Source organism: Pseudomonas sp. DWP3-1-3b3 (assembly GCF_049896305.1).
In the GTDB taxonomy this organism is placed as follows: domain Bacteria; phylum Pseudomonadota; class Gammaproteobacteria; order Pseudomonadales; family Pseudomonadaceae; genus Aquipseudomonas; species Aquipseudomonas azotoformans_A.
Window position 1 is genome coordinate 389,241 of sequence record NZ_JAFCUA010000004.1, and the last position, 19,920, is coordinate 409,160.

Here is a 19,920-nt window from a genome sequence, read left to right on the forward strand (position 1 = left end):
GGCGCTTATTCAAGGTGAGTCGATGAACATTGCAGAACTCGGCGTCAAGATCGACTCGGCCGATGCAATCCAGGCGAAAACAAGCCTGGATGAGATGGCGAAGGCCGGCGGCCGGGCCGAGCAGTCCGCCGTTTCGCTAATGAACGAAATGCAGGCCCTGGAAAAGTCGCTGTCCACTAGCGCAAAAACCACCCAGGACCTGGCAAAGCAGCGTGACGCCCTCGCCAAGCTGACCAAGACCGGCGCCTATGGCGAGGCAGAGGCGGCGAAGATCTCCGCTCAGTTGGACAAGCAGCAGATCGCCCTGGCCAAGTCGGCCATGGACGAGCAAAAGGCCCTGAATAGCCTGTTGGGTGCCATCGACCCGGCCCGCGCTGCGCTGGCGAAGCTGGATACTCAGGTCGAGCAACTGGGCAAGCACCTCGACGAAGGGCGAATCAGCCAAGAGCAGTACAACAGCGCCCTGGGCAAGATCGACAAGGATTACGCCAAGCTCGAAAAGACGGCCACCGGTTTCGACAAGCTGCGCCTCGGCACCCACCAGGCGCAGGAAAACGTTGTGCAGTTGGGCAACGCGCTGTCGTCGGGGGATTGGGGTAGCGGCGTTCGTGCCGTGGCTCAGTTGGGCGCCGGTGCTGGCGCTGGTGCGGCTGGACTGCTCGCTATCCTGGCCCCGCTGGCCCTGGCCACTGCAGCCGTCGGTGGCCTCGCCGTTGCCTACTACAAGGGCAGCGAAGAGCAGGACCGCTATAACAAATCACTGATCCTTACTGGCAACTACGCCGGCGTGAGTGCCGGGCAGTTGGGCGACATGGCTCGGCAGGTCAGCGCTACCGTGGGCACCACCGGCCAGGCGGCCGCAGTCTTGGCGCTGCTGGCAGACAACGGCAAGATCGCCGGCGAGAGCTTCACTGGGATCACCCAGGCCGCCGTGTCGATGCAGGATGCCACCGGCAAGGCGGTCGGCGAGACTGTTGCTGAGTTCGTCAAGCTCGCCGATGACCCGGTAAAGGCATCTGCTGCGCTGAACGAGCAGTACCACTACCTCACCGCTTCGGTTTACTCGCAGATTGCCGCGTTGGAAGAGCAGGGTGACCACGCCGGCGCCGTAAAGCTGGCGACTGAGCAATATGCCGATGCGATCAACGAGCGCACGCCGAAGATTCTGGAGAACCTAAGTTTCTGGGAGAAAGGCTACAACGCGGTTGCACGCGCTGCGGACAACCTCAAGAATATCGGGCGCCCAGACATTGGTGCTGATATTGAACAGGCCCGCCGAGATCTGGCTAGCGCGCAGTCGGGTGACGTTGGCTTGTTCCAAAACAAGCAGGATATGATCGATCTCTATCAAAACCGCCTGAATATGCTCGAGGACCAAAAGGCGGCGCAGGCTGAAATAGCCAAGTTGGAAGGCGACCAGGCAAAAGCTCAACAGGCCGCTGTCACGTCCATGCAAAAAGTCGACGCGCTCACCAAGTCTTCATGGACGAATGAACAGAAGCGGGCCAATGCGCTCAAGGACTACAAAAAGCAACTCGACGACATCCGTAAGGTTGCGCCGAATGACCCGCGCCTGGCCCAGGCAACGATCGACAAAAACATCGCCAACATCAACGACAAGTTCAAAGACCCGAAAACCGCCGGGACCCAAGTTGACCTGACCAGCTTCAACGACGCGAAGAACGCACTTGCGGCGATCACCGACACCTACAAAAACTACCAGAAGGAACTGGAAGCGGCGCAGAAGGCCGGCCTGCTGTCTGAGGAAGACTATCTGCTGCGGCGCCAGGCGCTGATTGGCAATCAGCTCGACCAAACCACGGCGGCGTACGAGGCTGAGATTGCCGCACTGGAGGCAGCGAAGCGCAAGAAAACCACGTCTGCCGCGCAAAGCATCCAGCTGGACCAGAAGATCGCCGACGCGCGCGCAGGGGGGGTCAAGGCGCAGAAGGATGCGGATAGCCAGCTCGAGGTATTGGCGACCAACGAGACCGGGCGACTCGCCAAGCAGGAGCGGGCGATCAGTTCGTACGTACAGGCGCTGGGGCAGCAACAGAGGGCCTTGGAGTTGGCCGGGCAACGCGCCGGTCTGGGTGTTGGCCAGGGAGACCGCCAGAACGCGCTCAATGGGGAGCTGAACAGCCAGCAAGACCGGTTTGCTCAGCAATCACTGGAACTGGAAAACCAGCGCTCCGACCCGTCGCGCAATATGTCAGAGGAGGAGTTCACCCGCAAATCCCAGGCACTCGCAGATGCGAACAAGAAGGCCACCGACCAGATCCGGCAGAACTACGCGGATGTGGAGGCTGCCCAGGGCGATTGGACGAAGGGCGCTACGGCGGCCTGGGAAAACTACCTGGACTCGGCGCAGAACATTGCGGGGCAGACCAAGAGCCTGTTCGGCAATGCCTTCAGTTCCATGGAGGACTCGATCGTCAACTTCGCCATCACTGGGAAGTCGTCGTTTGCGGACTTCACCAAGTCGATTCTGGCGGACATGGCTCGCATCGCTACACGTCAGGCCAGTTCGGCATTGCTGGGTAGCTTGGTGGGGGCGGCAGCGAGCTACTTCGGTGGCAGTGCGGCCGGCGGCGGTAATGGGCTTGCTGCAGGTTCTGCAGGAGCGAACTCGTCGAATCTCGGCGCCTCGGCGGCCGGCTACTCCAACACCTACTTTCCTCAAGCAATGGGTGGCGCCTGGTCCGGTGGTGTGCAGATGTTCGCCGACGGCGGTGCCTTCACCAACTCCATCGTCAGCAAGCCCACGGCGTTCGGTATGGCCAACGGCAAAACCGGAGTCATGGGTGAAGCGGGGGATGAGGCGATCATGCCACTGACCCGGACATCCAGTGGGAAGCTTGGCGTTATGGCTGCCGGCGGCGGATCTGGCTCAACGCAGATCAACGTCGATGTGCACATTGATGGCGAGGGCAACGCCTCGTCTTCGGCTGATGCTCCCGGCTATGACCTGTTCGGCAAGGAGCTGGCCGCGTTCGTTGAGCAGAAGTACCAACAGATGCGCAACAAGGACATGGGCCAGGGCGGCGTCATCAACAAAGCAATTAAGGGGCGCTGATGGCTATCGAACGATTCACCTGGGCGACGGAGAAGGGCGCGGAGGGCGATATAGTCCAGCGCGTTCGCTCCAAGCAGTTTGGCGATGGCTACGAGCAGTCGGTCGAGGATGGCCTCAACAACCGGTCGCAATCCTGGCCCGTGACTTTCACGGGCTTGAAGGGGCGTATCAAGGACATCATGGACTTCCTCGACCGACACAAGGGAGCGAAAGGCTTCCTGTGGGAGCCGCCCCTGGGTGAGCTTGGTCTATACAAGTGCAATGGCTACAAGCCCGTGCACCGCGGCGGCCAGGTCTACGCCATCACCACGACTTTCCAGCAAACCTTTCATCCCTGAGTAACCGCCCATGGCACTGATCACGGACATCCAGAAACTGGAGCCCGGCGGCGAGATTCGCCTGTTTGAAATTGACGGGACGGAATACGGCGCCGATTACCTTCGCTTCCACGGTCACGCCATTCCGCATACGCCAGAGGAATTGCTGGCCTATGAGGGCTCGGAAGAGGACCTGCCCGCCAAGTCGATCATCTGGCAAGGCGAGGAGTACGCGGCCTGGCCGGTGCAGATTGAGGGTATTTCCTCGAGCAGCGACGGCACCGCCTCTCGGCCGACTTTCGCCGCCGGCAACGTCAACGGGCGCGTCACGGCGTTGTGCCTGGCCTTTGAGGACATGCTGAAGTTCAAGCTGACGGTCCGTGAGACGCTGGCCCAGTACCTGGACGCTGCGAACTACCCTGACGGAAACCCAACTGCTGACCCTACTCAGGAGGCGCTGGAGATTTGGTACATCGACCAGAAAACCAGCGAGGACGGCGAGGCAGTAGTCTGGGAGCTGTCTTCTCCTGGTGAAATCGATAACCACGGGCTGCCTGGCCGGCAGATGACGACGCTGTGCCATTGGAGCATGACAGGTGGATATAGAGGCCCTGATTGTGGATACATCGGCCCATACCGTGACATTGATGGAAACCTCACGGACGACCCAGCAAAGGACGACTGCGATGGATGCCTTTCGACTGGTTGTAAGGTGAGATTCGGGGAGCACGAAGAACTCCCATTTGGGGGGTTCCCAGCTGTGAGCTTGATCGCTCGAAGTTGATACAATAGGGCCTTAGTTCTACGGCACGGAGGTCATTGATTCGGGCTGCTGCTTTTCTTTCAGGTGCAGGGGTTAATCATGAAGAGCTTGAAAGATCTTTCGGGTAGTCAATTTGTTCGATGGACCGTAATCCAAGAGAACGAAAGCAGAGGTGGACGGCGATATTTTTTGTGCCGCTGCGACTGCGGAAAAGAGGCTTCGGTTCTTCTCTACAGCCTGACATCTGGGGCATCAAAGTCTTGCGGCTGCTTACAGAAGGAGGTCGCTTCTAACACTGGCAGAATTCATGGTTACAGCGACCACCCTCTTTACCATACTTGGATTTGCATGCATTACCGTTGCTCAGACCCCGGGTATGTCGATTATCCGAAGTATGGCGCGAGGGGCATCTCCGTCTGCGATAGGTGGTCTGACTTCAATCTGTTCGTTTTTGACATGGGTGATAGGCCGGACGGCATGACCCTTGACCGTCGTGACAACGATGATGGGTATTATTTGGAAAATTGCCGCTGGGCAACTGCAGAGCAGCAGAACAGAAATCGTCGCAATAGCCATATGATCACCGCATTCGGCCAAACCCTCAGCTTGGCTGAATGGGTGGAGAAGACTGGCATCGGACGTTATGCAATTCGCGGCAGATTACGGGGAGGCTGGGAGCCCGAACGGGCTCTATCCACTCCCGTAGACCATTCAAGAAAAATAGTTTAACCAAGGGCGCTACGGCGCCCTTTTTAGTGGGCGCTAAAAATGCGAAAAAATATCGTCTCAGCCATCCAGGCGCACGCGGCGGCGGAGTATCCGCGCGAGTGCTGCGGCCTGTTGCTCGCCATTGGCAAAGCGAAGAAGTACTTCCCCTGCCGCAACATTGCCATGGAGCCGAGCGAAGAATTCCGGCTCGACCCCGAGGACTACGCGGCAGCGGAAGACTTGGGCGAAGTGATCGGCATTGTCCACTCGCACCCGGACGCCACCAGCAGGCCGTCACCGCACGACCTGGCCATGTGTGAGGCCACGGCCTTGCCCTGGCACATCCTGAGCTGGCCCGAGGGCGACCTACGCACGATCACGCCAACCGGCAGCACGGCGTTGCTTAAGCGCCCGTTCGTGCACGGCGCCTGGGACTGTTGGCAGGTTTGCGCTGACTGGTATCAGCGGGAGTGGGGGATTGAGTTTGAAGCCTTCCAGCGCGCCGATGGCTGGTGGGAGAGTGCGGATAACGCCAGCCTTTACGAGCAGCATTACGAGGCCGCCGGCTTTGTGCGCGTCGATCAACCGCAGCGCGGTGACCTGATAGTTATGCATGTCGGCCGAACGGTTCACCCGAATCACGCTGGGATCTATCTGGGCGCTGATTCGTCGCTACCTGGTGAAGAGTCAGGCACGTTCGGACCAGGTCCGTTTCTTCTGCACCACCTATACGGTCGCCCCTCCGAGATCCTCGTCTATGGCGGTCCCTGGTATGACCGAACTCGTCTGATTCTTAGACACAAAGATGCTCAAAGCAATTAAGAGGCCCGTCTACTAAGGGGGGAAGAGATCGTGTTGCGCATCTTATGGACTTATGGACGAAGCACCCTATTTGCTCAGTCCGTCATAGGCGGCTACATTTTTTATCATCAGATACCCTTAATTTGCGCAATGACATGCCGATAGAGTAGGTACGACCCAAGAGGCTATTTCGTATGTTCAACGCTAGGCTTAAAAAGCAGCTTCAATCACAAGAAAGCGAACTGTTTGAGCTGCGCCAGCTACGCGATGGCTTGAACCGTGAAATGTTGACGCTAAGTATCGACTCGACGTTTAAAATTACGGCATGCAACGAAAACTTTGGAGCTGCGTTGGGCTATGCCCCGGACCGACTTTTGGGTCGAGCCATGGCAGATATTGTTCCGCAGTACGTTTCGAAGCTGCCGTGCTTTCATAACTTCCGAGCCGCAGTTGCTGCGGGCAAGTCTATCACCGACGATTACAGGTACCTTCACGCTGATGGGTCGTTGGTGTGGATTCACGCACATTGGCAGCCAGTCATGGATCCGAACGGCCAGTTGAGTCACGTTGCTTGCTACGCGACGAACATTACCTCTCGCGTGGAGAAAGCTTCAGAAAATGCGTCCTTCATTGAAGCGTTACTCCGTTCAACAGCCGTAATTGAGTTTGATCTTTCTGGGCATGTGCTCATGGCAAATGACCAGTTTTTACAAGCGATGGGTTACAACCTTGGGCAAGCGATAGGGAGTCATCACCGTATTTTCTGTAAGCCAGAGCAGGCTTCCTCCCAGGAGTACAAGGACTTTTGGTTGACGTTGAACAGAGGAGAGTTTGTCGCTGGTCGATTTGAACGTATTGATAGCCGAGGCCAAACCGTTTGGCTGGAAGCAACCTACAACCCGGTATACGACACTGAGGGAAACCTTCGCAAGGTGGTAAAGTTTGCGACGGTGGTAACTGATCAGGTCGCCCGTGAGCAAGAAGTCAGTGGTGCAGCCCAAACTGCATTCGAAATATCGCAGCAAACAGATGTAAGCGCTCAACGAGGAGCCGTCGTAGTTAACGACACTATGCATACGATGCGTAAAATCGCCGTTGATATGCAGGCCGCCTCCGGGGGAGTGGAGGCGCTTGGCAAGCAGTCACTGTTGATCAGCTCAATTATTCAAACAATCAGCAGCATCGCCCAGCAAACAAATCTTTTGGCTTTAAACGCAGCGATTGAAGCAGCTCGTGCAGGCGAGCAAGGTCGAGGCTTTGCCGTTGTGGCTGATGAGGTCCGACAGCTAGCTGGAAGAACCAGCACAGCTACCGAAGAAATCGCTTCAGTTGTGCTGCAAAACCAGAAACTGGTAGATGAAACCGTCGCAGAGATGGCAAATAGCAAATCTCAAGCCGAGCAAGGCCTTGAACTTGCCACTCAGGCAGGCCAGGTTATTGTTGAAATTCAAGATGGCGCCAAGCGAGTGGTTGATGCGGTGGGTAGGTTCGCTACACAAGTGGCTTAGCAATTGAGTTGGCTCTCTAAAAGGTTTAGCGAGGGTTTGACGTTCATCTGGTGGGCAATCATTGCAATAGGACTGCATTCCAATACGCCCTATTTGCGAGGCTAGATAAAACTGTGGTTTGTCTGGAGGCCGATTAACCTCCTCTGAACCCTAAGAGCCACGCATATGCGAGGCTTTCGTTTTTGCCCCTTTTTAGGTGATAAAGTCCTGAGAAATCAAAGAGGGAACGAAATGCGGATTTTGATAGCTGCGGTAGCGGTGATGGTGCTGGCGGGTTGTGCATCCACGGCGATTTCAGTACGTGATGCGAAGCCGGTGCCTGCGGATGAGCTATATGCATTTCAGTCCAAGCCATCAGGTGAGAGCGGAAAAATTACGGTGGTGCGCGACTCCGGCGCGGTCGGCTCGGGGTGCGACATCGTTGTTTATGTCTACGGACGAAGGGCTGCAAAAATCGGCACCGGCCAGCGGGCTACATTCTACCTTCCGCCAGGCTCCCCCAATCTCGGCACTGGTCTGGCTGGCTCTGGTTTGTGTGCAGGCGCTGCAATCCGGACCATTGCGGCGACGGTGCAGCCCGGCAAGGAAAGCCTCTACAGGATCAGCGGGGATATGTCGGGCTTCTACATCGGACCATACGTCGAGTACAACTGAAACCAAACCATCCAAACCGCCTTCTGGCGGTTTTTTTACGCCCGGAGAAAGCAATGCAAGCCCCTGCAATCAACTACCAACCCATGACGACTATTCGGCTACACGGGCAACTTCGGCAATTCGGGAAGTCGTTCCGACTTGCAGTTAAGTCTCCGGCGGAAGCTATCAAGGCCCTTTGCGTGCAGATCCCCGGGTTTGAGCGTTTTCTTTCAAATGCTAAACCGCGGGGGCTTGAGTTCGCAGTCTTCCGCGATAAGCGCAACATCGGCGAAAAAGAGCTGAGCTATAACGGTACCGGTGATATCCGTATCGCCCCCGTCGTGGTTGGTAGCAAGCGCGGAGGTGTTCTTCAAACCATTGTCGGAGCGATTTTGATTGTCGTGGGTGTGATTTTCTCGGCAACGCCTTTCGGTACTCCTCTCATCGGCGCTGGTATTGGCCTTGTCGCCGGCGGCGTGATCCAAATGCTCAGCCCCCAGGCCGGCGGCCTCAAGACCAGCGCCGCGCCCGAGAACACCCCCGGCTACGCCTTCGGCAGCGCCAAGAACACCACGGCCTCCGGCAATCCTGTCTCGCTGTGTGCAGGCCGCCGGCGATGGGGTGGTGCGATAATCAGTGCCGCGATTTATGCCGAAGACCAAATGTGAACCCGGCATCCGGAAGGAGCGCTTTTGAAGCCGCATATAATGGTAGAGAGATAAAACCCTCACTATTGCGGTAACAGGCGTTTATAGGGGGTAAGCCCTTCCGACAACAGGTAGCGCCTCGAGCGTAGGTAATAGGGCACCGATAAGCTACAAAAACCCCCACAAGAACAGGATAGGTCGCTCAGCGAGAGTGGAAATTGCCAATTACCATGGAGAGAAGGCTTAACCCTCACGTGGAGGGATAACAAATAGTCGGGAAACCGACACCCTGAGGCGCTGATGATCGAAAGATCGCCGGCCCAGAAAAGCAAAACCCCCGGACGCTCGCAACGTGCCGGGGGTTTTTATTTCAACCCCTTGTTAGGACCAAGAGGAGAACTTGATTGGATATTAGCAAAATCATACGAGAGGTACGAGTGATGGCAATGAAAATGCCTGCTTGGCGGTTCGTTCTGCTCTGCATGCTAGGGATGATAGTCGCAGTCGGATATCTGGCTGGGAACATCCCTTGGGACAAGATTCTTTAGCGTTCGCAGTTTTAAACCACACACCGCCCAAGAGGCGGTTTTTTTATGCCTGGAGAAAAGCATGGGCGCAGCACGCAAGATCGATGTTTATGGCGCCAAGGGCGGTTCCGAGAAGCCTAAAACCCCAACCGAGGCACCAGACAGCCTGCGCTCCGTTGCGATTGCGAAAATGCTTATTGCCGTAGGTGAGGGCGAGTTTGACGGTGCACCTACCGCGAAGGACATCTTTCTCGACAACACGCCGCTGCAAGACCCGCAGGGAAACATGAACTTCCCGAACGTGAAATGGGAGTGGCGCAGCGGGGCCGTGGACCAGACCTATATCCAGGGCATCCCATCGGTCGAGAACGAAACAACCATCAGCACCGAGCTGCGCAGCGGCACGCCGTGGGTTCGAGCGATCACCAATACCCAGCTATCGGCTGTACGTGTGCGCTTTGCCTGGCCTGCGCTCCAATCTGTGGACGCCGGCGGCAACATCAACGGTTATGCGATCGGCTATAAGGTCGAGCTGGCAACTGATGGGGGGACTTACCAGGAGGTTTTGAACGAGGCAGTGTCCGGCAAGACCACCAGCCTGTACGAGCGAACCCGCCGCATCAATCTGCCGCGCGCGACAACCGGGTGGCTGCTGCGCATCACTCGACTGACTGCAAACCAGAACAACAATAAAATCTCCGACACCATGCAGATTGCCGGCTTCACCGAGGTGATCGACGCGAAGATTCGGTACCCGAACACCGCGCTGCTTTACATCGAGTTTTCTGCTGAGCAGTTCCGCAGCATCCCCGCGGTGACGATCGAATGTGATGGTCGGAAATGGCAGGTGCCGAGCAACTATGACACTAGATCGCGCACCTATACGGGCATCTGGGACGGAACGTTCAAAGAGGCCTGGACCGACAACCCCGTTTGGCACACTTACGGTATCACCACGAACGACCGTTTCGGCCTTGGCCGTCGTATCAAACCGTGGATGGTGGACAAGTGGGAGCTGTACCGCATCTCGCAGTATTGCGACCAACTGGTACCGGACGGCAAAGGCGGCATGGAACCGCGATTCCTCTGCAACTTGAACCTGCAGAGCAAGGCTGACGCCTGGTCGCTGCTGCGCGATATCTCGGCGATTTACCGCGGCATGACCTACTGGGCCCAGGGCCAGGTATTCACCCTGTCGGACATGCCGCGCGCCACCGACTTTGACTTCGCCTACACCCGAGCGAACGTGATCGATGGCAAGCTCACTTACTCCAGCGCGTCGGAGCGCACCCGATACAGCCGCGCGCTGGTCAGCTACGACAACCCGCTGAACAACTACGACACCGATGTCACTGCTGTTACCGATGCCAAGCTCCAGCGGCGCTATGGCGACAACCCGCTGGAGATCAGCGCAATTGGTTGCGACCGAGAGTCAGAGGCCCAGCGCCGCGGTAAGTGGGCGCTGCTCACGAACTCGAAGGACCGGGCTGTCAATTTCAAGGTCGGCCTGGACGGCCGCATCCCGCTTCCGGGCTACGTGATCCCGATCGCCGACGAGCTGCTGGCGGGGCGTCCGGTGGGCGGGCGCATCTCGTCGGTGAGCGGCAAGGTCATCACCCTAGACCGCGATACCCAGGCCAAGCCCGGCGACCGCCTGATCCTTAACCTGCCAGACGGCAAGTGTGAGGGCCGTACCGTGCAACTGGTCAGCGGCCGACAGGTCACCGTGACCGTGGCTTATTCCGTGCCGCCTGAGCGCGAACTGGTATGGGCGCTCGACGCCGACGATCTGGCAATACCGTTGTACCGCGTAGTGAGCGTGGCGCGGCCAGAGCCTGGCGTTTTCGAGATATCGGCCGTGCAGTACGACCCAAGCAAGTTCGATCACATCGACACCGGGGCCCGGCTGGAAGAGCGGCCAATCAGCGTTGTGCCTATCACCGTGGTACCGGCTCCGGCAAGCGTCGACATCACGTCGAACTATTCCGTGGATCAGGGCTTGGCGATCAGCACCATGAATATCTCATGGCCTGCCGTGGCTGGCGCGGTCGCGTATGACGTGGAGTGGCGCAGGGACAGCGGCAACTGGATCAAATTGCAGCGCACGGGCGCGACAAGCGTTGACGTCACCGGAATTTACTCGGGCGCCTACCTGGCCCGGGTTCGGTCGGTGAGCGCCTTCGAGATCTCCTCGATCTGGAAGAGCTCCAACCTGACCAACCTGGAAGGGAAGGTCGGCTTGCCGCCGGCGGTGGCATTCCTGTCCACCACCAGCGAACTCTTCGGCATCGGTTTGAAAGTTGGTTTTCCACCAGGTGCAGAAGATACCCAGCGGACGGAGTTTTGGTATGGGCCGGCAAATGACCTGGGAGCGGCCACAAAGCTCACAGACCTGACCTACCCGCAGTCCGATTACCGCATGCAGTCACTTGCGGCTGGCGCGAAGTTCTTCTTCTGGGCTCGGCTGGTGGACCGCACCGGCAACGTCGGGCCGTTCTATCCCGTCGGCAACGGCGTGATGGGTATGGCCAGCGCGGACGCTGCGCCGGTGCTGGAGTTGATCGCCGGGCAGATTGGGCGTACTGAGCTGGGCAAGGACATCACCGACGAGATCGACAAAATTCCTGGCCTTCAGGCACAGATTGACGCGCTCGACGGGCTTTCGGCCTACGACCCTGAGCAGCCCTACCTCGAGGGCGACCAGGTGGTGGTCGGCAAGCGGATCTACCAGGCCACGCAGTTGGTACCGGTGGATACCTCGCCGCCGAACGCGGACTACTGGGTGGACGTCGGCCAGGTGCTGGTCACCGCCAATGGCCTGGCGCGTCAGGTCGAGATCAACACCACCAGCATTACCGAATTGGACGGCGTGGTCACGGCGGCCGCGTCGAGCCTACAGGCTTTGCAGTCGGCCTACAGGGATGACACCGGCGAGGGCGATCTCGCGGACGCGCTTCAGGGCTACAACGCTTCGGCGAGCTTCGCGCAGGAAGTGAAGACGCGCGCCTCGCAGAATGCGGCCATGGTGCAGCGGCAGACCGAGCTCACCGCTTCGGTGGGTGATGTCGCCGGCACCGTAACCGAGCTCGAAAGCGTGGTAGTCAGCGACCGTGAAGCGACCGCTCAGGCGATCCAGCAGATCGGCGTGAAAATTGACGACAATTCGGCAGACATCCAGACCGTGAGCCAGGCCCAGGCGGACACCGACGGCAAGCTCTCCACGATGTACTCCGTGAAGATGCAGGTCAACGCCGACGGCCAACTGGTCGCTGCCGGGTTTGGCCTGGGTATCGAGCAGGACGAAGAGGGTGTTCTTCGGAGTCAGTTCTTGGTGAGCGCTGATCGTTTCGCGATTGTCAGCACGCTGGCAGGCGGGGAGGTTTTCACACCTTTCGCGGTGGATAACGGCCAGGTATTCATGCGTTCGGCGTTCATTCAGGACGGCAGCATAAGCATGCTCAAGATCGGTCAAGCCCTTCAATCCGACAACTACATTGCCGGCGTTCAGGGGTGGCGACTGGATAAAGCGGGCAACTTGGAGTTCAACGGGCCGTCACCTGGTGGTGGCCGTCTGACGATGACCAATCGGGCCATCAAGGTCTACGACGAAAATGGTGTAAAGCGGGTGCAACTTGGAGATCTGACAGCATGATTGGAGGGCTCAGAACATGGGGGGCCACTGGTGCCCTTGAGTTAGACGAGAACTCTTTCACTGTCATGGTCGTTTACTCGGCCGTTATTCAGAGTGGCGGAGGTCAAGGAAGGTCGGTGTTTATACCTATTAGCGGTGTTGGACCTTCTACGCACTCCGCTGTCTGCGTTCCGATAACTGACTATCGAACTGATGGGCAAAGTGCTACAGCCATTCAGTACACACCAATCGTCGGGTCAGGGGGGGTAACGGTCTTCTTTGGTCAGCCGAATACAAACGGGCCGCTCGGAGTACTCACACCTCAAAGACTCTTAGTTATGAGGAATAGGTGATGACTTACGGCCTGACGTATGTGAACAGTAGCAATGTGGTAACTCTCGACTCTGAATTTTCAAGGCTAGTTGTGTTGGCAAAAGGATCGTACAGCGGCACGGGAGGCGCTGGTGTGGGGTTTCCTTTTACGATCACCTCGGCTGAGCCGCCACTCGTTTTTGTAAGGCCAAGCCAGTCGAACACGCTTTGCTTCTGCAAGATTTCTGGTAGTCCGGGAGCGTGGACGGGTTTCTCTTTCACAGGCATTGCGGGAGTTGGCACTTCGGGAGGTTGGTTTTGTGCAGCCTTCCAATCTTCACCTCTGGCTAAGTATGGGCTTCGACTTTGGGATGGTGGAACAAGGTTGCTGTTTGATACCGGCACACCCTGCGCTCAGTTTACCAGAACCATATCAAGCTGGAGTTATCTCGGCTCAGAGCAGACGAGCCAGGGTGTCTACAGGCTGAGCTGGACTGCTAGCACTCCTTTAAATACTGGCGATTTTATGTTGCTAAATAATATTGCAATGGATGTCGCAGGCGGCACATCTCGACAAGGAAATATGTATGCAGTTTGGGACTACGGAAACAATAGATTAGTTATGCAAGTTATCGGCGTGGACATTCAAACCACGCTTTACACGCCCGTGGTTTTCGCCAAGCCCATTTCATAGGGGAATTTAATGACCTGGTACAAAACAGGAACAGTTGTCGTGACGCCCGGCAGCAACGCCGTGATCGGCACCGGCACGGGGTTCATTCGCAACGCACGTGTAGGCGATGCGTTCCGTGGGCCAGATGGCGAATGGTATGAAGTCATCAACATCGCCAGCGACACGGCGCTGTCGATTGCGCCCAACTACCAAGGGGGGGCGGTGGCTGCCGGCGGCTATTCGCTCGCGCCGATGCAGGGTTACGTCAAGGATTCTGCCGACGCCTTGCGCGCAGCCACCCAGGTTATTGCAAGCGGTGTTGCGGACATGCAGGAGCAGGTCGCGGTCGCGACCGAGGCTGCTGAATCAGCCGAGCAGTCCAAGAGCATAGCGACAGAACAGGCGGGAATCGCAACTGCCGCTGCGAATTCCTCAAGCGAAAACAAGAACGCCGCGCAACTAGCTGCACAACAAAGCGGATCATCCGCCCAGGCATCCGGCACTGCCGCCGATCGTGCTGAGACTGCAAGGGACTCCATCATCCAATCGGAGCAGGCGGCCGCCGCTTCAGCTACTGCTGCGAAGGATTCAGCAGATCGAGCTGAGGAGGTCACTGAAGGTAAGGCAGCAAGCGGCAACAATAACGATATTACGTCGTTGCTTGCAATCAGCGCTGACGGCTTCGACAAGTTACGTCAGGGCATCTCACCCATGGTCGGCGCCACATCGACAACTCCTAGTGTAAAAGGGCTAGTTCCAGTTGCCTCAGTTGCTGATCGCCTGAAAGTATTAAGTGCGGCAGGAATATGGGTTCCCCTAGCCTGGGGCGCACTCACGGGTACGCTTTCCGCGCAAACTGACTTGCAGGCGGCCCTCGATGCTAAGTTAAACGCCTCTCTAGTGGACTTTACCTATCTTTACCCGGGCGGGGGTAATGCCGCGTCACCTGGAAACGTTGCCGTTAATAGCCGATATTCAATCACAAACCCGTTTCCAAATTATCCGGTTATTCTTCGGGCGCAAATTCTAGTTTCAGGAATATGGGAGGAAACAGGCTGGTTAGGGACCCCCTCTTCTGCTACCGATAATTACGGTGTTAGAGCTACTCAGCAAGATACAGGTACTATTATTGTACAGACTGGCGTTGCAGCGTTGGCCGTAGGGGGGAACTATGATGGGGGTTCTCGGCCAAAAAACAGCGGAAACGTAGCTGGGGGTATCCCCGCAAGAGTTTTAGTATGGAGGGTTAAAGGATGAAAGTTTACGCGCTTATAGGCAGTAACGAACAGGTATTCGATTTAACTGAAAATGGCACGGTTCCAGCGGGTTACGCCCTTATGATTTCCGCCCGCCCCGATGACGAATCAGCCGCCGACTATAGCGCGCAGGCCGATGGCACTTGGTTGATCACACAAACCACTCTTGATGCCAAACAGGCATCAATTGAAATGGCTTGGCGCGAAACCCAAATGCCCAAGGCACAAGAGACTGTAACTGCCATCGAATACGGCGAGGACGGCGTCCCCGGCACCGCTCAACAATGGCAAAAATACTGGCTGGCTTTGTTGAAGTGGACCGATACCAACCCTGACTTCCCCGACAGTACCAAGCGGCCCACAGCGCCTACGTGACCTGTAACTGAACACCATCACCCGCCATGAGCGGGTATTTTTTTGCCTGGAGAAAAGTATGCCGAATACCGAAACTCGCGGGGTGCGCAACCGAAACCCCGGCAACATCGACTACAACCCGGCCAATCAATGGCAAGGCCAGCTCGCGCCAGACCCTTCTATTGAGAAACGCTTCGCGCGATTCGATACACCGGAGAACGGTATCCGCGCCCTGGGCAAGCTCCTGCTGACATACCAGCGCAAGCATGGACTGAAGACCGTGAAGGCGATCATCAACCGTTGGGCGCCTTCGGTGGAAAACGACGCTGCGGCATACGTGCGCGCTGTTGAGGTGAACACCGGCACTCGGCCAGGCGCTGAGGTGGACCTGGCCCAGCCGGCGGTTATGGCTGGTTTCGTGAAGGCGATCATCCATCACGAGAACGCAGGCTACGCGTACCCTGACGCGGTACTGGCTGAAGGTGTGCGACGGGCGCTGGCATGACTTCTTGGCAGAAGCTGACCGGTCTGGTGGTGCTGGTCCTGGTGTTGATGGTTGGGGCAGCCGGCGGCGCCTGGCAGGTTCAGGCCTGGCGCATGGGCAAGAAGCTCGCCGAGCAGGCGGGCCTGCACAAGGATGATTTGGCAGCCATCAGCAATGCTGCCTTTGCCCAGGCCCGCGCCGAGCAAGACAAACGGCTGGCCCTAGAGCACAAGCTCTCCGGCCAGGACCAACAACACACCAAGGAATTATCCGATGCTCAGCGCAACCAGGCTCGCCTGCGTGACCAGCTTGCTACTGCTGATGTCCGGCTGTCAGTCCTCCTTGCCGAGGATCCAGCCAGTGGCTGCAACGTGCCTTCCACCCCCGGCGCCGTCGGCGTGGTTCATGCAGTCCGTCGAGCCCAACTTGACCCAGCGCATGCTCAACGAATTATCGCCATAACTGATGAAGGTGATAACGGCTTGATAGCGTTACGAGCATGCCAAGATTACGTCCGAGCTATCAAACACTCATATTGAAACTCAAAAATTCGAATGTGAGATAAGGCATATTATTCGGATTCATTCAGCAGCGGGGGGTAGTGAAAAAAACGCATCCGATCAACGTTGCAAATAAAGCTAACGTCTCTTCCAACTCCGGGTCTTCAAATAATATCGAGCACGAATCTAGCGCGCATAGAGCCCCATAAAGCTGCCCATCGGGAAGGAAGATGGGAACACCTGCATAGCTTTCTATCGCATACCGTTTAACCACCGCACGACTTGAATATCTGCCGTCTTCGCTGATTTTAGGAATAAAAAGTGCCTTAGGATCTCTGCGGAGCTCGCTGCAAAGCGTGATTTCCAGCTCTAGCGTATCACCAGCCTCTATCCCCATATGCATCGGGTCGTAAGCTGAGCAGACGACCCAGTCTGTTTCGGTGAACTTCGCGATCCCGGCAAATCGCATTCGGGTCAGGCGTGTTACAAGCTTTAAAATGCTAGTGATAGCTTCAATCTCAGCCAACGCTGAACGCTCGTCTAAATTCAGCACAGAGTGCAAGCTGATTTCGGGCTTATTCATATTCCACCTGTGCTGTATTTGATTGGGCGCGCGGCATTGGCGTCTGAGAGATCCTTCTACCAACCGAAAATTGCGGTTGGCCGACTTACTACGTCCTGAATCGAAGAACCAAATCGTTTAGGTTAACGGCCAAGCGAGAAAGCTCGTTGCTCGCTGTAAGCGTCTGGCGGGTGCCTTCACTACTCTGCACTGCAAGGTCGCGGATGCTTATCAGGCTACGATCAACATCCCGCGCGACGTGAGCTTGTTCCTCGGATGCTGTTGCAATTTGGATATTCCGATCGTTAATTTCGAGCACGGAATCAATAATTTGCCGCAGCGACTGGCCCGCTTGTTCTGCAGTATCTCGCGTGCTGTAGACCTCGGATGTACTCTTTTGCATAGATTCGACCGCGGCAGAAGAGCCTGCTTGAATCGTGGATATCATCTGTTCAATTTCTTGCGTCGATGTTTGCGTTCGGTGTGCCAGCGCACGAACTTCATCTGCCACTACTGCGAAACCGCGACCCTGTTCTCCTGCACGAGCCGCTTCTATTGCGGCGTTCAAAGCGAGTAGGTTGGTTTGCTCAGCAATCGCCCTGATCACGCTCAGAACTTTACTAATGTCTTGAGCCTGGTCTGCGAGCTCTTTCACCTGATCTGATGACACCTCAACCAAGCCTGTCAAGCCGCGCATCGCTTTCAAGGTCTCAGTGACTTTTTGATTGCCGAGATCTGCAGATATGCTTGATTGCATCGCTGCTTCAGATGTGGAGTTGGCGTTACGTGCAACCTCTTCAACAGCCGCACTCATTTCATTTACCGCGGTAGCAGCTTGCTCGATTTCGCTATTTTGCTGCTGAAGTGTGCGATCAGCGCTTTCAGTGATCGAGGTCATTTCGACGGCCGCGGTACTCAGTTGGGTTGAAGCTCCCGAGATTTCTAAAATTGTGTGTCGCAAATTTTTCTGCATAAGATTCAGCGCATGCATCAATCGCGAAGCTTCATCTGAACCTGTTACATCAAGATCGTGGGTAAGGTCGCCAGCAGCGATCTTTTCCGCCAATTTAAGTGATGAACTGATTGGACTTACGATGCTCCTAGTGAACAAGATCGCCAGTGCTATGGTTAAGACAAATGCAACGATCAGCACTGCTACCAGGACTCTTACGCTATGGTTGTAGACCTCGGTCGCGTCTACTCCAGACACCACGGCCTGGCGTGCATTTTGCTCTCGCAGTAGTGCCAGCTGTTCTTGATAGGCCGTAGCTCTTTGTGCCTGCTCTGTGTTGGCAAAATTCACAGCCTGATCATGATCAGATGAATCCAAAGCGATTACTTTTTTGAGGCCGTCGACGTAAGCATTCATAGCCTGGTTGGCCTTCGCGAACTGGATTTCGTCCTGCTCTCCAGACATCAAATGTGCACGATAGAAATCAGTCTTCACCTGAAGTGTCTGTATAGCTTCTTCGACCTTTGACAGCGAGAAATCATGCACCTCTGCCGTGGTACTTGAGAGCATGCGGATACTTTCAAGACGGGCGTGGAGGAGGGCGATCTGAATATCGTCAATGACCTGAATGCTTGGAAGGGAGTTTTGCTCAATGGCCTGTTCTGTAGCGCGTAGCCGATCAATTTGCAGATAAGAGAAGCCCGCCAAGCTGATCAGTAGGAATGTGATTAAGCCAAAACAGACGAAAGCTCGCCGCGCGATACTCAAGGATCTCAATTTCATTTAGGCCTCCGAGGGCCGGATTTAGTAGCGTGGCATTTCCACGTAATTTCAAGGATCACGAACGCAGGCAGCATTTTCATGCGGCACAGTGACTTCCAGCTGCAGCTTGCAGGCATATACCTGAAACGAGGTATGCAAAAAAATGTATTGGAATGATAGATGTGCTAAATAATTGCGCGCTAAGTAATTTAGTGTGCGCTCGCTATGTGCGGTTCAACAATTTTTTGGCTACGGCACGTCCGGGGCGTGCCATGCTAAAAGCGAGCATTTACAAGCACAGCACATGGCAGGACTCTCTAGATATGCTGTCGTATGGGGGGCGTTTGGATTTGGACAGAGCACTATGGACAAGCGGCTTGCAGGTCTTTCATTTCTACTTACCCTTGGTTGGGTGACCGCTGTCGTGTTCGTCATGTGGTTTTTCAGCGGATAGATCCAGTTCAATAAGCTCTGAGCCCTGGTTCCTAAAGTTGCCCACAGCCTTGCTAACAGGGAACCACTCAAACTCTTCAGTGGGCTGGCATAGGTCCTTTGCGATTTCTTCCGCGCGTGCAGGCGAAATATCAGGATCAAGCCATTCGTTGGCGTGCTCCGGAGTAAGAACCAATGGGCGGCGGTCGTGAATATCAACCATGCCCTGATCGCTGGCAGCAGTGATGATGACGAAACCGTCACCTTCGTGCGGGTCAAGGCCTAGATGTACTTGGGCAAGTGCTCCGAAGAACATCGGTTTTCTGCTTTTGAGCCGAATGAAATATGGCTGCTTCTTTTTCGGGTCGTCCGGGTCTTTGACCCACTCATACCAGCCTTCGCTAGGTACGATCGCACGGCCAGTCGGCCAAAGCTGTTTGAAAAATTTACCAGTCGTGACGGTTTCTACCCGAGCATTTATCGGGTCAGGCCGTTTGCCTTTAGCCCAGAAGGGCGCCCACCCCCAGTGCACAGCGTCAATGTGCAACCCATCCTCTTTGCTGTGCAGCAGTTGCACACGCGTCGACGGTGCGACGTTGAACCGGTTAATAGGTTCTGCGTCGTAGCCACTGAAAAGCTCGATCTGAGGGCTCAGCTCCTCGATATAGATCGCCATCCCCTCGTACTGCACGAATCGGCCACACATATACTTCTCCACACGTCGGGTGCCTGGAATCGTTCACTGCCGACCATCTCTACACGGTAGACCTTTACGTGTGCAATTCGTCATGACCTTCGATATACGACAGATAAGCGAGCTTAGAGCCTGGCTTGCTCTTGATGATGACCCGGCTTTTGTTAGCGGGACGCCCGAGTACGGGTACGAGACCCGCCTGGCCATGACTGACGACCTCAAAAATCGCGGAATTATCGACACTGGCGAGTGGCGAGCGCTGGTGGAGGAAGCTAGTACCGCCTATACCGAAGAGGTAGCTTGAAGCGCCCGCCTGTCAGATATCTCT

16 protein-coding genes and 2 pseudogenes are annotated in these 19,920 nt (G+C 56.3%); 15 read left to right on the forward strand and 3 right to left on the reverse strand.

Annotated features, from left to right (window positions below; genetic code table 11):
* Positions 1 to 22: 22 nt before the first annotated feature.
* The 14 genes and pseudogenes from ACP7BX_RS15170 to ACP7BX_RS15235 all read left to right on the forward strand — a co-directional run bounded on the left by ACP7BX_RS15170 (position 23) and on the right by ACP7BX_RS15235 (position 16,229).
* Positions 23 to 3,076: a phage tail tape measure protein gene (locus ACP7BX_RS15170; RefSeq protein WP_426160473.1), complete on the forward strand. Its 3,054-nt coding sequence runs from the start codon at positions 23 to 25 to the stop codon at positions 3,074 to 3,076.
* The gene (locus tag ACP7BX_RS15175; RefSeq protein ID WP_426160472.1) at positions 3,076 to 3,414 is read left to right on the forward strand and encodes a phage tail protein; all 339 of its coding nucleotides are present in this window, start codon (positions 3,076 to 3,078) and stop codon (positions 3,412 to 3,414) included. The genes ACP7BX_RS15170 and ACP7BX_RS15175 overlap by 1 nt, the downstream gene beginning before the upstream one ends.
* Before the next feature lie 10 nt (positions 3,415 to 3,424).
* Positions 3,425 to 4,177 (forward strand): phage minor tail protein L, encoded by a 753-nt coding sequence (locus ACP7BX_RS15180; protein WP_426161296.1) that lies wholly within the window; start codon positions 3,425 to 3,427, stop codon positions 4,175 to 4,177.
* Positions 4,178 to 4,924: 747 nt separating this feature from the next.
* Positions 4,925 to 5,686 (forward strand): C40 family peptidase, encoded by a 762-nt coding sequence (locus ACP7BX_RS15185; RefSeq protein WP_426160470.1) that lies wholly within the window; start codon positions 4,925 to 4,927, stop codon positions 5,684 to 5,686.
* 263 nt (positions 5,687 to 5,949) lie between these two features.
* Positions 5,950 to 6,636: pseudogene (locus ACP7BX_RS15190) on the forward strand (PAS domain-containing protein); the annotation flags it as partial.
* A 102-nt stretch (positions 6,637 to 6,738) separates the two neighbouring features.
* Positions 6,739 to 7,173, forward strand: a pseudogene (locus tag ACP7BX_RS15195) (methyl-accepting chemotaxis protein); the annotation flags it as partial.
* 231 nt (positions 7,174 to 7,404) lie between these two features.
* Positions 7,405 to 7,827 carry a hypothetical protein gene (locus ACP7BX_RS15200; RefSeq protein WP_426160541.1) on the forward strand — a complete coding sequence of 141 codons (423 nt, stop codon included), beginning with the start codon at positions 7,405 to 7,407 and terminating at the stop codon, positions 7,825 to 7,827.
* 53 nt (positions 7,828 to 7,880) lie between these two features.
* On the forward strand, positions 7,881 to 8,474 hold the full coding sequence (locus ACP7BX_RS15205; protein WP_426160469.1) for a tail assembly protein: 594 nt from the start codon (positions 7,881 to 7,883) through the stop codon (positions 8,472 to 8,474).
* Between the two features lie 588 nt (positions 8,475 to 9,062).
* On the forward strand, positions 9,063 to 12,632 hold the full coding sequence (locus tag ACP7BX_RS15210; protein ID WP_426161295.1) for a host specificity protein J: 3,570 nt from the start codon (positions 9,063 to 9,065) through the stop codon (positions 12,630 to 12,632).
* A gap of 331 nt (positions 12,633 to 12,963) precedes the next feature.
* The gene (locus ACP7BX_RS15215) at positions 12,964 to 13,617 is read left to right on the forward strand and encodes a hypothetical protein (RefSeq protein ID WP_426160466.1); all 654 of its coding nucleotides are present in this window, start codon (positions 12,964 to 12,966) and stop codon (positions 13,615 to 13,617) included.
* Between the two features lie 9 nt (positions 13,618 to 13,626).
* Positions 13,627 to 14,853, forward strand: coding sequence for a hypothetical protein (locus ACP7BX_RS15220; protein WP_426160465.1), 1,227 nt, complete (start codon positions 13,627 to 13,629; stop codon positions 14,851 to 14,853).
* Positions 14,850 to 15,227 carry a hypothetical protein gene (locus ACP7BX_RS15225; RefSeq protein WP_426160464.1) on the forward strand — a complete coding sequence of 126 codons (378 nt, stop codon included), beginning with the start codon at positions 14,850 to 14,852 and terminating at the stop codon, positions 15,225 to 15,227. Before ACP7BX_RS15220 ends, ACP7BX_RS15225 begins: the two co-directional genes overlap by 4 nt.
* A gap of 58 nt (positions 15,228 to 15,285) precedes the next feature.
* Positions 15,286 to 15,711 carry a structural protein gene (locus ACP7BX_RS15230; RefSeq protein ID WP_426160463.1) on the forward strand — a complete coding sequence of 142 codons (426 nt, stop codon included), beginning with the start codon at positions 15,286 to 15,288 and terminating at the stop codon, positions 15,709 to 15,711.
* Positions 15,708 to 16,229 carry a lysis system i-spanin subunit Rz gene (locus tag ACP7BX_RS15235; protein ID WP_426160462.1) on the forward strand — a complete coding sequence of 174 codons (522 nt, stop codon included), beginning with the start codon at positions 15,708 to 15,710 and terminating at the stop codon, positions 16,227 to 16,229. The genes ACP7BX_RS15230 and ACP7BX_RS15235 overlap by 4 nt, the downstream gene beginning before the upstream one ends.
* 46 nt (positions 16,230 to 16,275) lie before the next feature.
* Here ACP7BX_RS15235 and ACP7BX_RS15240 read toward each other — a convergent pair whose 3' ends face one another.
* From ACP7BX_RS15240 to ACP7BX_RS15250, 3 genes are all read right to left on the reverse strand, one after another.
* Positions 16,276 to 16,773 carry a GAF domain-containing protein gene (locus tag ACP7BX_RS15240; RefSeq protein WP_068936677.1) on the reverse strand — a complete coding sequence of 166 codons (498 nt, stop codon included), beginning with the start codon at positions 16,771 to 16,773 and terminating at the stop codon, positions 16,276 to 16,278.
* Between the two features lie 88 nt (positions 16,774 to 16,861).
* Positions 16,862 to 18,487, reverse strand: coding sequence for a methyl-accepting chemotaxis protein (locus ACP7BX_RS15245; RefSeq protein WP_426160461.1), 1,626 nt, complete (start codon positions 18,485 to 18,487; stop codon positions 16,862 to 16,864).
* Positions 18,488 to 18,860: 373 nt separating this feature from the next.
* Positions 18,861 to 19,604: an SOS response-associated peptidase family protein gene (locus tag ACP7BX_RS15250; RefSeq protein WP_426161294.1), complete on the reverse strand. Its 744-nt coding sequence runs from the start codon at positions 19,602 to 19,604 to the stop codon at positions 18,861 to 18,863.
* Between the two features lie 82 nt (positions 19,605 to 19,686).
* Here ACP7BX_RS15250 and ACP7BX_RS15255 point away from each other — a divergent pair, with 82 nt between their 5' ends.
* Positions 19,687 to 19,896: a hypothetical protein gene (locus ACP7BX_RS15255; RefSeq protein WP_426161293.1), complete on the forward strand. Its 210-nt coding sequence runs from the start codon at positions 19,687 to 19,689 to the stop codon at positions 19,894 to 19,896.
* The last annotated feature ends 24 nt before the right edge of the window (positions 19,897 to 19,920 follow it).